Source organism: Xenorhabdus indica (genome assembly GCF_014467235.1).
GTDB lineage: Bacteria > Pseudomonadota > Gammaproteobacteria > Enterobacterales > Enterobacteriaceae > Xenorhabdus > Xenorhabdus indica.
Genome location: NZ_NKHP01000023.1, coordinates 22908 through 36385, shown reverse-complemented (window position 1 = coordinate 36385; position 13478 = coordinate 22908). Strand labels below are relative to the sequence as shown.

10 protein-coding genes are annotated in these 13478 nt (G+C 46.5%); 9 read left to right on the top strand and 1 reads right to left on the bottom strand.

Features of this window, described 5'->3' with window-relative positions; genetic code table 11:
• Positions 1–51 precede the first annotated feature (51 nt).
• From nuoG to nuoN, 8 genes are read left to right on the top strand one after another with little or no spacing between them, the layout of a single operon-like run.
• Positions 52–2775, top strand: a complete 2724-nt coding sequence (nuoG, locus tag Xind_RS15660) for an NADH-quinone oxidoreductase subunit NuoG (RefSeq protein WP_156115368.1) — start codon at positions 52–54, stop codon at positions 2773–2775.
• The gene (gene nuoH / locus Xind_RS15655; protein WP_047682327.1) at positions 2775–3752 is read left to right on the top strand and encodes an NADH-quinone oxidoreductase subunit NuoH; all 978 of its coding nucleotides are present in this window, start codon (positions 2775–2777) and stop codon (positions 3750–3752) included. The genes nuoG and nuoH overlap by 1 nt, the downstream gene beginning before the upstream one ends.
• A gap of 15 nt (positions 3753–3767) precedes the next feature.
• Positions 3768–4310 carry an NADH-quinone oxidoreductase subunit NuoI gene (gene nuoI / locus Xind_RS15650; RefSeq protein WP_047682329.1) on the top strand — a complete coding sequence of 181 codons (543 nt, stop codon included), beginning with the start codon at positions 3768–3770 and terminating at the stop codon, positions 4308–4310.
• A gap of 12 nt (positions 4311–4322) precedes the next feature.
• Positions 4323–4847, top strand: coding sequence for an NADH-quinone oxidoreductase subunit J (gene nuoJ, locus Xind_RS15645; protein ID WP_187650439.1), 525 nt, complete (start codon positions 4323–4325; stop codon positions 4845–4847).
• Positions 4848–4849: 2 nt separating this feature from the next.
• Entirely contained in the window at positions 4850–5152 is a 303-nt protein-coding gene (gene nuoK, locus Xind_RS15640) for an NADH-quinone oxidoreductase subunit NuoK (protein ID WP_038268170.1), read from the top strand.
• Complete coding sequence (gene nuoL, locus Xind_RS15635; protein ID WP_047682333.1) at positions 5149–7014, top strand: NADH-quinone oxidoreductase subunit L; 1866 nt, start codon at positions 5149–5151, stop codon at positions 7012–7014. Before nuoK ends, nuoL begins: the two co-directional genes overlap by 4 nt.
• A gap of 19 nt (positions 7015–7033) precedes the next feature.
• Positions 7034–8554, top strand: coding sequence for an NADH-quinone oxidoreductase subunit M (gene nuoM, locus Xind_RS15630; protein WP_047682335.1), 1521 nt, complete (start codon positions 7034–7036; stop codon positions 8552–8554).
• Between the two features lie 6 nt (positions 8555–8560).
• Positions 8561–10018, top strand: a complete 1458-nt coding sequence (gene nuoN / locus Xind_RS15625; protein WP_047682337.1) for an NADH-quinone oxidoreductase subunit NuoN — start codon at positions 8561–8563, stop codon at positions 10016–10018.
• Positions 10019–10216: 198 nt separating this feature from the next.
• Here the strand turns inward: nuoN and Xind_RS15620 are convergent, their stop codons facing one another.
• Positions 10217–10987 (bottom strand): SDR family oxidoreductase, encoded by a 771-nt coding sequence (locus Xind_RS15620; protein ID WP_047682339.1) that lies wholly within the window; start codon positions 10985–10987, stop codon positions 10217–10219.
• 357 nt (positions 10988–11344) lie between these two features.
• Between Xind_RS15620 and betT the strand changes: the two genes are divergently transcribed.
• Positions 11345–13339, top strand: coding sequence for a choline BCCT transporter BetT (gene betT / locus Xind_RS15615; protein ID WP_047682341.1), 1995 nt, complete (start codon positions 11345–11347; stop codon positions 13337–13339).
• Positions 13340–13478: the final 139 nt, after the last annotated feature.

Sequence of the window (13478 nt, the reverse complement as noted above, 5' to 3'; positions counted from 1 at the left end):
GAATTTTTGATTAACGCCTGCCACGGCAGGCCATTGGGAAGCATGCTGACTATGGCTACGATACATGTAGACGGCAAAGATTATGATGTAAACGGGGCTGATAACCTGTTACAAGCCTGCCTCTCATTGGGGCTTGATATACCTTATTTTTGCTGGCATCCAGCGCTAGGAAGCGTTGGCGCTTGCCGCCAGTGTGCGGTTAAGCAATATCAGAACGCGGAAGATACACGTGGTCGTCTGGTAATGTCTTGTATGACACCGGCTTCAGATGGCACCTATATCTCCATTGATGATGAAGAAGCAAAACAGTTCCGCGCAAGTGTCGTGGAATGGTTGATGACTAACCATCCCCATGACTGTCCTGTCTGTGAAGAAGGCGGAAACTGCCATTTGCAGGATATGACAGTGATGACCGGGCACTCGTTCCGTAAGTATCGTTTTACCAAACGCACTCACAGAAATCAGGAGCTGGGGCCATTCATTGCTCATGAGATGAACCGTTGTATCGCTTGCTACCGTTGTGTCCGCTACTACAAAGATTATGCGGATGGAACGGATTTGGGCGTTTATGGTGCTCATGACAACGTCTATTTTGGTCGTCCTGAAGATGGCACGCTGGAAAGTGAATTTTCCGGTAACCTGGTTGAAATCTGCCCGACAGGTGTTTTCACTGATAAAACGCACTCAGAGCGTTATAACCGTAAATGGGACATGCAGTTTGCACCGAGTATCTGTCAACAATGCAGTATCGGTTGTAACACCAGTCCGGGGGAACGTTACGGAGAATTGCGCCGGATCGAAAACCGTTATAACGGTACGATTAACCATTATTTCATGTGTGACCGTGGTCGCTTTGGTTATGGGTATGTCAACCGTAAAGATCGTCCTCGCCAACCACAGCAGCTTCGCGGCGATCAATGGATTTCGCTGAATGCTGAGCAAGTTATGCAGGGTGGAGCGGATATTCTGCGTCAGGCGAAAAATGCTATTGGTATTGGTTCACCACGTGCCAGTATTGAAAGTAATTTTGCGCTGCGTGAATTGGTCGGCGCAGAAAATTTTTACAGTGGCATTTCAGCGGAAGAGCAATATCGCCTTGATATGATGCTGGAAATTCTGCAACAAGGTGGTGTTTATACGCCGTCTCTGCGTGAAATTGAAGATTATGACGCAGTGTTAGTTCTGGGTGAAGATTTGACCCAAACAGCGGCCCGTATGGCATTGTCAGTTCGCCAGGCAGTCAAGGGCAAAGCGCGTGAGATGGCGGCAGCTCAGAAAGTGGCAGACTGGCAGATTGCGGCTGTAATGAATATCGGCCAACATGCCAAGTATCCGCTGTTCTTAACCAGCGTCGATAGTACCCGACTGGATGACGTTGCGGCATGGAATTACCACGCGCCGGTTGATGATCAGGCTCGCTTCGGTTTTGCTGTGGCACATGCTCTGAACAAAATAGCACCTGCCGTCAATGACTTGTCGGATGAGCTGAAAGCGAAAGTAGAATTCGTTGCTCAAGCCCTGTGTGAAGCGAAAAAACCATTGATTATCAGTGGCAGTAATGCAGGCAGTGATACCCTGATTCAGGCAGCCGCTAATATTGCATGGGCGCTGAAAGATAATGGCGCTAATGTCGGTCTTTCTTATGTTGCAGCGTATGCGAACAGTCTTGGTTTGGCGATGATGGAAGCACAATCGCTGGATATAGCCCTCCAGCGCATTGCCAAAGGGGACTCAGATACGGCTATCGTGATGGAAAATGATCTCTACCGTCATGCTCCGGCCGATAAAATTGATAGTGCTCTGGATAGCCTGAAAAACCTGATTGTTGTTGATCACCAACGTACTGCCATCATGGATAAAGCACACTTGATCCTGTCAGCTTCCAGTTTTGCTGAAAGTGACGGTACTCTGGTTAATCAGGAAGGTCGTGCTCAGCGTTACTTCCAGGTGTATGAACCTGCATTCTATGACAAATCTGTTGTCATGCTGGAAAGCTGGCGCTGGATGCACTCTTTGTATACAACCTACACACAACGCCAGACGGACTGGACTCAGCTTGACCATGTGATTGAAGCGTGTGTCAAAGAGATGCCGCAATTCAAAGGCATCGTTAATGCAGCACCGGATGCCACATTCCGTATCCGTGGTCAGAAACTGGCTCGTTCACCTCATCGTTACAGCGGTCGTACTGCGATGCTCGCCAATATCAGTGTTCATGAACAGCGTCAGCCACAGGATATCGACACTGCATTTGCTTTCTCGATGGAAGGTAACAACAACCCGTTTGCTGAACGTCAGCAAATTCCATTTGCGTGGGCACCGGGTTGGAACTCACCACAAGCATGGAACAAATTCCAGGCAGAAGTGGGTGGTAAACTGCGTTTCGGTGATCCTGGAGTACGCCTGATTGAGACAGTCGATGGAGGGTTGAACTACTTTGACAGTATTCCGGCTACTTTTACTGCGCAGAAGAATGAATGGTACATCGCACCTTATTTCCACCTATTCGGTAGTGAGGAATTGTCTCAGCGTGCAGATGTCATTCAGGAACGTATGCCTGAGCCTTATGTGATGATAAATCGTCAGGATGCTGAAAAGCTGAATGTGAAGGAAGGTTCCATGATGGCATTTGATTGTGCGGGGCAGCAATTACGCTTAGCTGTGCGTTTAAGCGGCAATCTTGCTCAGGGGCAGATTGGCCTGCCGTTGGGAATGCCGGGCATTCCACCCGTTCTGGCAGGTAAATCAGTTAATAACTTACGGGAGGTTGCATAATGAATTGGATTACTCCCGAATTAATTGAGATTCTGATTTCTGTTCTGAAAGCGGTTGTCATTTTGCTGGTCGTGGTTGCCTGTGGGGCGTTTATGAGTTTTGGTGAACGTCGTCTGCTTGGGCTGTTCCAGAATCGCTACGGGCCAAACCGCGTAGGGTGGGGCGGGTCATTACAGCTTGTTGCTGACATGATCAAAATGTTTTTCAAAGAGGACTGGGTACCACGTTTCTCTGATCGGATGATCTTTACTTTGGCGCCTGTCATCGGGTTCTGTTCCCTGTTACTGGCCTTTGCCATTGTTCCGGTAAGTCCGACGTGGATGGCAGCAGATCTGAACATCGGTATTCTGTTTTTCATGATGATGGCGGGCCTGGCTGTTTACGCCGTATTATTTGCTGGCTGGTCAAGTAACAACAAGTATTCCTTGTTGGGAGCCATGCGTGCGTCAGCACAGACACTGAGTTATGAGGTGTTCATCGGGCTATCCATGATGGGGGTAGTGGCACAGGCTGGCTCTTTCAACATGGTAGACATCGTTAATTCACAACAACATTTGTGGAATATCATTCCCCAGTTCTTTGGTTTCTTGACCTTTGCCATCGCCGGTGTTGCGGTGTGTCACCGTCATCCTTTTGACCAACCGGAAGCAGAGCAAGAGCTGGCAGATGGTTATCATATCGAATATTCCGGCATGAAGTTCGGTATGTTCTTTGTCGGGGAATATATCGGTATTGTGACGGTATCCGCTTTAATCGTCACAATGTTCTTTGGTGGCTGGCATGGGCCTTTCCTGCCTCCATTTGTCTGGTTTGCGTTGAAAACAGCATTCTTCATGATGATGTTCATCCTGATCCGTGCCTCGTTACCGCGCCCGCGTTATGACCAGGTGGTGTCATTCGGCTGGAAAATCTGTCTGCCGTTAACTTTACTCAACCTGCTGGCGACTGCCGCAGTGATTTTATACAACGCTCAATAAAGGGGTGATTGAACCATGACATTAAAAGAGTTATTGGTTGGTTTTGCCACCCAGGTACGCAGTATTTGGATGATAGGGCTTCATGCCTTCCATAAACGCGAAACAAAAATGTATCCGGAAGAACCGGTTTATGTGCCACCCCGTTATCGTGGGCGCATCGTTCTGACGCGTGATCCTGACGGTGAAGAGCGTTGTGTCGCCTGTAACCTGTGTGCGGCAGTATGTCCGGTGGGATGTATCTCCCTGCAAAAAGCCGAACATAAAGATGGCCGCTGGTATCCTGAGTTTTTCCGTGTCAATTTCTCACGTTGTATCTTCTGCGGATTGTGTGAAGAAGCCTGTCCGACGACCGCTATCCAATTGACACCGGATTTTGAGTTGGGTGAATTTAAACGTCAGGATCTGGTGTATGAGAAAGAAGACCTGATGATTTCCGGGCCGGGTAAATACCCTGATTATAATTTTTACCGTAAGACAGGTATGGCGATTGATGGCAAAGATAAAGGTGAAGCCGACAATGAAGCCAAACCTATCGACGTAAAAAGCCTGTTGCCATAAGGAACGATATTCATGGAATTCACATTTTATATCGCAGGGCTGGTTGCCATCCTCGCAACACTCAGGGTAATCACGCACACCAATCCAGTACATGCGTTGCTGTATCTGGTTATCTCCCTGCTGGCACTTTCAGTTGTGTTCTTTTCACTGGGTGCTTACTTTGCTGGTGCATTGGAAATCATCGTTTATGCGGGGGCGATCATGGTGTTATTCGTCTTTGTCGTGATGATGCTGAATCTTGGTAAATCTGTTGTTGAACAAGAAAGGGGATGGTTGAAACCGAGAGCCTGGATTGGCCCGGCTATTCTTTCAACCATATTACTGATTGTCTTGATCTTTGCCATTAACAGTCTGCCGGAGGCTGAAATTAGTGGTGAAGTAGTCAGTGCCAAGGAAGTGGGCATCAGCTTATTTGGGCCTTATGTACTGGCAGTAGAACTGGCATCCTTGCTGTTACTGGCCGGACTTGTGGTGGCTTATCACGTTGGTCGTGAAAGCCGTCAGGGTGAAGTGATCAGCAATCGTGTGGAGGACTAACAATGATACCTTTGGAACATGGTCTGATTCTGGCGGCTATTCTATTTGCATTGGGCTTCACTTGCCTGATCATCCGCCGCAATCTGCTATTTATGCTGATAGGTCTGGAAATCATGATCAATGCTTCAGCGCTGGCATTTGTCGTTGCTGGTAGCTACTGGCTCCAGCCTGATGGTCAGGTGATGTACATTCTGGCCATTACTTTGGCAGCAGCCGAGGCGAGTATCGGTCTGGCACTGTTACTACAGTTGTACCGTCGTCGCCAGAACCTGAATATTGATATAGTCAGTGAGATGCGCGGATGAACTTACTCTATTTAACAATTCTATTGCCACTGTTGGGATTTTTGCTGTTGGCATTCTCCCGTGGCCGCTGGTCTGAAAATCTGTCCGCGTCCATTGGCATTGGTTCTGTCGGGTTGGCAGCACTGGTCACACTTTGGGTCGGAATGGATTTTCTCTCCCAAAACAGCATGGCTCAAAATGAAACAGGTGGGTTTGTTTACAGTCAGACATTGTGGAACTGGATGAGTGTGGATAGTTTCAGCATTCCAGTCAATCTGGTATTGGATGGACTGTCATTAACTATGTTGAGTGTCGTAACCGGTGTCGGTTTCCTGATCCACATTTATGCTTCATGGTATATGCGTGGTGAGGAAGGTTACTCTCGTTTCTTCGCCTATACCAACCTGTTTATCGCCAGTATGGTGGTCTTGGTTCTGGCTGATAACATGCTGCTGATGTATCTCGGTTGGGAAGGAGTGGGGTTGTGTAGTTACCTGTTGATCGGTTTTTACTATAAAACGCCTGCCAATGGCGCTGCGGCGATGAAAGCCTTTATCGTGACGCGAGTAGGTGACGTTTTCCTCGCTATTGGCATGTTTATCCTCTACGACCAGCTTGGTACGTTGAGTTTCCGCGAACTGGCAGTACTGGCCCCACAATATATCGAAGCGGGTTCTACTGCGATCACATGGGCAACCTTGATGATTCTGGGCGGAGCTGTAGGTAAATCGGCTCAATTACCACTGCAAACATGGTTGGCAGATGCGATGGCAGGCCCAACACCAGTTTCTGCTTTGATCCATGCAGCGACCATGGTTACCGCAGGTGTCTATCTGATTGCTCGCAGCCATGTTCTGTTCTTAATGGCACCTGATATTTTGCATCTGGTGGGCATTATTGGTGCGGTGACCTTGCTGTTGGCAGGCTTTGCAGCATTGGTTCAGACTGATATCAAACGTGTACTTGCCTATTCTACTATGAGCCAGATTGGTTATATGTTTCTGGCATTGGGCGTACAGGCATGGGATGCGGCTATTTTCCATTTGATGACCCATGCGTTCTTCAAGGCACTGTTATTCCTTGCTTCTGGCTCGGTGATTCTGGCTTGCCACCATGAGCAGAACATTTTCAAAATGGGGGGATTAAGTAAACGTATTCCATTTGTGTATCTCTGCTTCCTGGTGGGAGGCTCGGCGTTATCTGCTTTGCCTTTGCTGACAGCAGGTTTCTACAGTAAAGATGAAATTCTGTGGGGTGCACTGGCAAATGGTCACATGAATCTGATGCTTGCAGGGCTGATTGGTGCACTAATGACCTCACTGTATACCTTCCGCATGATCTTTATCGTGTTTCATGGAGGGGAAAATACCAAAGCACATTCAGTTAAAGGAATTACTCATACCTTGCCACTGTCAGTGCTGTTAGTGCTGTCCACTTTTGTGGGGGCGCAGATTGTACCACCTTTGGTGGGTGTTCTGCCGTCGGAAAACAGTATTGCAGGACATGATGGCAAAATGACACTAGAAATTGTTTCCGGTGTGGTTGCCGTACTTGGCATTTTGCTGGCCGCAGCCTTGTATCTTGGCAAACGTGGTTTGGTTAATGCGACAGCAAACAGTGCTCCGGGGCGTTTTTTCTCCACATGGTGGTTCCACGCCTGGGGATTTGATGCTCTGTATGACTGGGTATTTGTAAAACCATTCAAAGGTATTACACAACTGTTGCGGAATGATCCTCTGAACTCATTGATGAATGTCCCTGCCGTATTGTCCCGTTGGGGCAATAAAGGGCTTGGTTTAAGTGAGAACGGACAAATCCGTTGGTACGCTACCTCTATGGGGTTGGGTGCAGTGCTGGTTTTAGCTCTGCTGCTTTTGATTTAATTAAGGGACACATTGCGCCATGCTACTACCTTGGCTAATTCTTCTGCCCTTCATCGGAGGCCTGCTGTGTTGGCAGGCAGAGCGCTTCGGCACCCGTATGCCGCGTTGGATAGCGCTTCTGGCGATGGGGCTGACTCTGTTGCTTTCTCTGTACCTCTGGTTGCAGGGAGGCTATACGCTGACCAACCCACAAGGCATTCCACAGTGGCAATCAGAGTTCCTGCTGCCGTGGATACCACGTTTTGGCATCTCCATCCATTTGGCTCTGGATGGATTGTCACTGTTGATGGTGGTCTTGACTGCACTGTTAGGTTTAATGGCAATCCTCTGTTCGTGGAATGAGAACCAGCCATATCAGGGTTTCTTTCATCTGAACCTATTGTGGATCCTTGGCGGTGTGATGGGCGTATTCCTTGCCATTGACCTGTTCCTGTTCTTCTTCTTCTGGGAAGTGATGCTGGTGCCGATGTACTTCCTGATCGCACTATGGGGTCACAGAGGTTCACAAGGCAAAACTCGTATTACGGCCGCGACGAAATTCTTCATTTATACTCAGGCCAGTGGTCTGGTGATGTTGATTTCGATTCTGGCACTGGCTTTCATCTACCACGATGCAACCGGAGAATGGTCATTCAGCTATGAAAAACTGCTGGATACCCCGATGTCGCATACCGTCCAATATTTGTTGATGTTGGGATTCTTCATCGCATTTGCTGTGAAAATGCCAGTTGTGCCTTTGCACGGATGGTTACCGGATGCCCATAGTCAGGCACCAACTGCGGGCTCTGTTGACCTCGCGGGGATCTTGCTGAAAACAGCGGCATATGGTCTGCTGCGTTTCAGTCTGCCTTTGTTTCCACAAGCTTCTGCGGAATTTGCACCAATCGCTATGTGGTTGGGGGTCATCGGCATTTTCTATGGAGCATGGATGGCTTTCAGCCAGACCGATATCAAACGTCTGATTGCTTATACCAGTGTTTCACACATGGGCTTTGTTCTGATCGCTATTTATACCGGCAGCCAATTGGCTTATCAGGGAGCGGTGATCCAGATGATTGCACATGGTTTGTCAGCCGCAGGGCTATTCATTCTGTGTGGTCAGTTGTATGAACGCCTGCATACCCGTGATATGCGTCAGATGGGTGGCCTGTGGGCAAGAATCCAATTGTTGCCAGCGATATCTCTGTTCTTCGCTGTGGCGACATTGGGTATGCCGGGAACCGGTAACTTTGTTGGTGAATTCATGATCCTGTTTGGCAGTTTCAGTAAATTCACTTTAGTTACTACTGTATCCGTGTTTGGTTTAGTTTTTGCTTCTGTGTACGCCTTATACCTGATGCAGAAGGCTTACTACGGAACGCCGAAATCAGATGAACCATTACCACGGATGGATGCGCGAGAAATTTCTATTTTGCTGCTGCTGGTTGTCTTGCTGGTTATTCTTGGTGTTTACCCGCAACCAATTCTTGATACCTCGGCTGCGGCGATGAGCAACATCCAGAATTGGTATTCAGCTTCACTTTTAACTACAGGGCCGTAATTCGCCATGACAATAACTTCTGAACAATTGATCGCACTGTTGCCGCTATTGATCGTTGGGTTGACGGTGGTGGTTGTGATGCTGTCCATTGCATGGCGACGCGATCATTTCACCAATGTCACCTTGACAGTGATTGGTTTAAACCTAGCCCTGCTTTCTCTCTATTTTGTTGGGTTGCAGGAGCCGATGGATGTCACTCCACTGATCCATGTGGATCGTTTTGCAATGTTCTATACTGCCCTGGTGCTGATTGCGAGCCTGGCAACGACGACATTCGCCTATTCATGGTTGGAAAATTATCCCGATAACAAAGAAGAGTTTTACCTGTTGGTGTTGATTGCGGCTGCCGGAGGCGTTCTGCTTGCTTCTGCAAACCACATGGCATCACTGTTTATCGGTATTGAGCTGATTACTTTGCCACTGTTTGGTTTGATCGGTTACGCATTCCGCCAAAAGCGCTCACTGGAAGCGAGTATCAAATATATGCTGCTGTCTGCGGCAGCATCCTCGTTCCTGCTATTCGGTATTGCACTGCTGTATGCTGAATCAGGTGATCTGTCCTTTGCATCACTGGGCAGAAGCCTGAGTGACAGTAAACTTCATGAACCTCTGGTTCTGGCTGGATTGGGGATGATGATTGTGGGTTTGGGTTTCAAACTTTCCCTCGTTCCTTTCCAGCTTTGGACACCTGATGTTTATCAGGGCGCGCCGGCACCCGTATCGACCTTTTTGGCAACAGCAAGTAAAGTCGCTATCTTTGCCGTAGTAATGCGTCTGTTTATTGAAGCACCGGTGACCGACAGCGAGACTTTGCGCACTGTGTTAACTGTGATTGCAATCTCCTCTATCCTGTTTGGTAACTTGTTGGCACTGACGCAGAGCAATATCAAACGACTGCTCGGTTACTCATCCATTGCACATTTAGGTTATTTGCTGGTGGTGTTAATCGCCATTAAAGACTATACCCTGGCAGAAGAGACCGCGGGTCTTTACCTGGCCGGTTATCTGCTTGCCAGCATTGGTGCATTTGGGGTAGTCAGCCTGATGTCCAGCCCGTACAGAGGCCCTGATGCTGAATCACTATTCTCCTATCGTGGCCTGTTCTGGCATAAACCCATCCTGTCGGCTGTTATGACGATCATGATGTTGTCACTGGCGGGAATACCGTTAACATTTGGTTTCATTGGTAAATTCTATGTTATTGCAACAGGTGTTGAGGCCAGATTGTGGTGGTTGACCGGAGCAGTGGTAGTGGGAAGTGCGATTGGCCTTTATTATTACCTGCGTGTGATGGTGAGTTTATACCTGCCCGCCCCGAAAGCACTGAATCGCGACACGCCAAGAAACTGGGCGTTAACCTCCGGTGGTATTGTTGTGTTGCTTACCGCATTACTGGTGTTGCTCCTTGGTGTTTGGCCACAGCCATTGATTGATATTGTCCAACAGGCGAAAAGTGTTATGTAAGGCATGGTATTAATTAATATTATTAGAGACCCAGCCATGATTAGCTGGGTCTTTGTTTATGTAAAATAAACCAAAAGAGAGAGAAAGGAACGATCAGTAACGAGATGATAACTATTGTTCAGTAAGGTTGATAGAATGGGTGCCCTTTTCTTGAAGCTATAGCCAACCATGACATGCAAGGTAAGTTAATTAGCATGGTTATAACTGTTTCATATCCTCAAAAGTTGGGCCCTGAAAATAAATTGCACTAATATGGCAACTGCGAGGTTGGGTCAAAACAAATCGTATGGATTCCCACACTGAGCGCCCGTTCAGTACTTGTTTACCCATTGTTTGATGGTCATCCAGATCTTCATCAAAACCATTAATTTCAAAATCAGGAGGATAGATTCCGGTTACGCGAATATTATCTTTGCTCAATTGATGGGAAATAGTCTGGCAAAAGCCACTCATTGCATGTTTGGCCGCGAAAAATACCGGATGTGCGACAGAGCGGATAAAGTTTGGAATGCCGCAGACTGACACCATTGCAATAATATCAGCTCCTTGAGACTTACGCAGGCTTGGTAATAACATTTTGGTCAATAGCATGGAACCCGTCGCACCGGAATTCATTGTGCTGATGATATCTTCATCACTGTCATTATCACTCAGATTGCCTTCCAGCCATTGGGCTGCACTCAGTATCAGAATATTGATGGGTTTACTGTCTTGTAGTAATTGATTGGCAAAGTTGCGAACTGATTGTGCATCGCTGACATCACATTGATAACTTCTTGCAATCCCACCTTCACCCTGAATGATTTCACGAGTCTCTTCGGCACGTTCTAATTGACGAGCACAGAGGTCAACATGTGCACCTTCCCGTGCGAACCAGACAGAAATGGCCTGCCCAAAATCACGGCCTCCGCCTGTTACCACAACTCGTTTACCTTTTAATCCATCTAACTTATCTAATCTATTTAACATAGCGTTAACTTCCTTATGTCAGTTATTAACCTGAGTGAGAGATCATTGCACTATCGGTCATATGCTATTAATAAATCACACGGAAAAATGAGGTTAATGTTTTTTATTGTTAATTTATTAACTATTAATGTTATTTGTTTGTTAATAATGGTGGTTGTCTACCTCGCTGTGAGTACAGCTGCTCTGATTTTTATGTTAAGGTGACCATGAACGTAGCTTGAGTGAATTATGAGCGCAAAAGATCTACAGGATGGGTAACCCTTAATTGAGGTTATATTTATTTTATTGAAATTTCGACAAAATATTTTTTGGATTGATATAGGAGATAGTGTCGGACACTAATTTTGAAGGATGAGTATGAGTCAAGATAATACTGGACAGGTAAAGACGAAAACTTACATTAACCCACCAGTCTTTTTCTTCTCGGCATTTTTGATCATTGCACTGGTCGCATTTGCTGGTTTGAAACCGGAGCTTGCCGATAGGTGGTTTAAATCTTTGCAGCAAGACTTGTTTGTTAATGCTAGTTGGTTTTATATCCTTGCCGTTGCGTTGATTTTACTTTCAGTTACCTATTTGGGTTTATCCAGATACGGCAATATAAAGCTTGGCCCTGACCATGCAGAACCTGATTTCAGTTATTTTTCCTGGTTTGCCATGCTTTTTTCTGCGGGAATGGGTATTGGATTGATGTTCTTTGGTGTGGCTGAACCTGTCATGCATTATCTGTCACCACCGGTGGGCACACCTGAAAGTATTGCTGCGGCTAAACAGGCGATGAAGTTAACTTTCTTTCATTGGGGGCTTCACGCCTGGGCAATCTATGCCATTGTGGCTTTGATTCTGGCATTTTTTAGCTATCGGCATGGTTTGCCTTTAACACTGCGCTCTGCGCTGTATCCGATTATTGGTGATAAAATTCATGGGCCAATTGGTCATGCTGTCGATATCTTTGCGGTTATTGGTACAGTATTTGGCGTAGCCACGTCTTTGGGCTATGGCATTCTCCAAGTGAATGCTGGTCTTAATCATCTATTTGATTTACCTATCAATGGGACGGTACAGGTTGTATTGATCATTACAATCACTGCTCTGGCTACCATTTCGGTTATTTCTGGTTTAGAGAAAGGCATCCGTGTTTTATCTGAGTTGAATTTAGGGCTGGCATTTTTATTGTTGATTCTGGTTGTTGCTTTGGGACCAACGGTACTGCTGTTGAAGTCCTTTGTGGAAAATACGGGCGGCTACCTTTCGGATATTGTCAGCAAAACATTTAACCTGTATGCCTATGAACCTAAGTCCAGTAATTGGTTAGGGGGATGGACGTTACTGTATTGGGGATGGTGGCTATCCTGGTCTCCATTCGTTGGGATGTTTATCGCCAGAGTTTCCAGAGGCCGGACAATCAGGGAATTTGTCACTGGTGTTTTGTTCGTACCCAGTGGTTTTACTCTGATGTGGATGACGGCATTTGGTAATAGTGCGATTGACATGATTGCTAATCAGGGAGCCAAAGAATTAGCCAGCATCGTACAGACAGATGTTTCCCTGGCGCTGTTCAATTTTCTGGAGCATTTTCCACTGCCTACCGTTTTATCGTTCATTGCAATGATCATGGTCGTGATGTTCTTTATCACTTCTGCTGATTCTGGTGCCATGGTGGTTGATACACTGGCTTCTGGTGGAGCTCATCATACACCTATCTGGCAGCGGATTTTCTGGGCAGGTTTGATGGGAGCAGTTGCCATTGCTTTATTGATTGCAGGGGGCTTATCTGCTTTGCAAACAGTAACGATCGCCAGTGCGCTTCCTTTCTCGATAATTTTGTTGATATCGATATATGGCTTGCTTAAGGCATTACGAATTGACGCTTATAAGAAAGACAGCCAGCAGATGACCACAATAGCGCCTCCGGCCAGCCGTAACCCGATCCCATGGCAGCGAAGATTAAGAAATATTGTTTATTACCCTAAAAGTTCGCAGGTAAAACGCTTTATGGGCGAAGTCATTCAGCAGGCAATGAGTATGGTGGCTGGAGAATTGGCAAAGCAGAATAAAGTTGTTGTCATCAATGATGAACTGGATGACCGCATTCATCTGGAAGTGGATTTTGGCGAAAATCTTAATTTTGTCTATGAAGTTCGTCTGCGAGGTTATATTCAACCAGCGTTTGCTATTGTGGGTCTGGAAGATAATGAAAGAAGTGAGGAACAAAAATATTATCGTGCTGAAGTTTACCTTAAAGAGGGTGGACAGGATTACGATCTGATGGGATGGACTCAGGAACAGATCATCCACGATATTTTGGATCAATACGAAAAGCACATTCACTTTTTGCATTTAGTCCGTTAACCAATATGGCCTGTTAACAGAAAATTCCAATCCCTGGGCTTACAATCCGGGGATTTTTTATGCGCATAATTTTGTATAAATGTCTATCTCTTCATTTCAATCTGTAATGTGATTTACTCCATATTATTGTGCTTTTTTT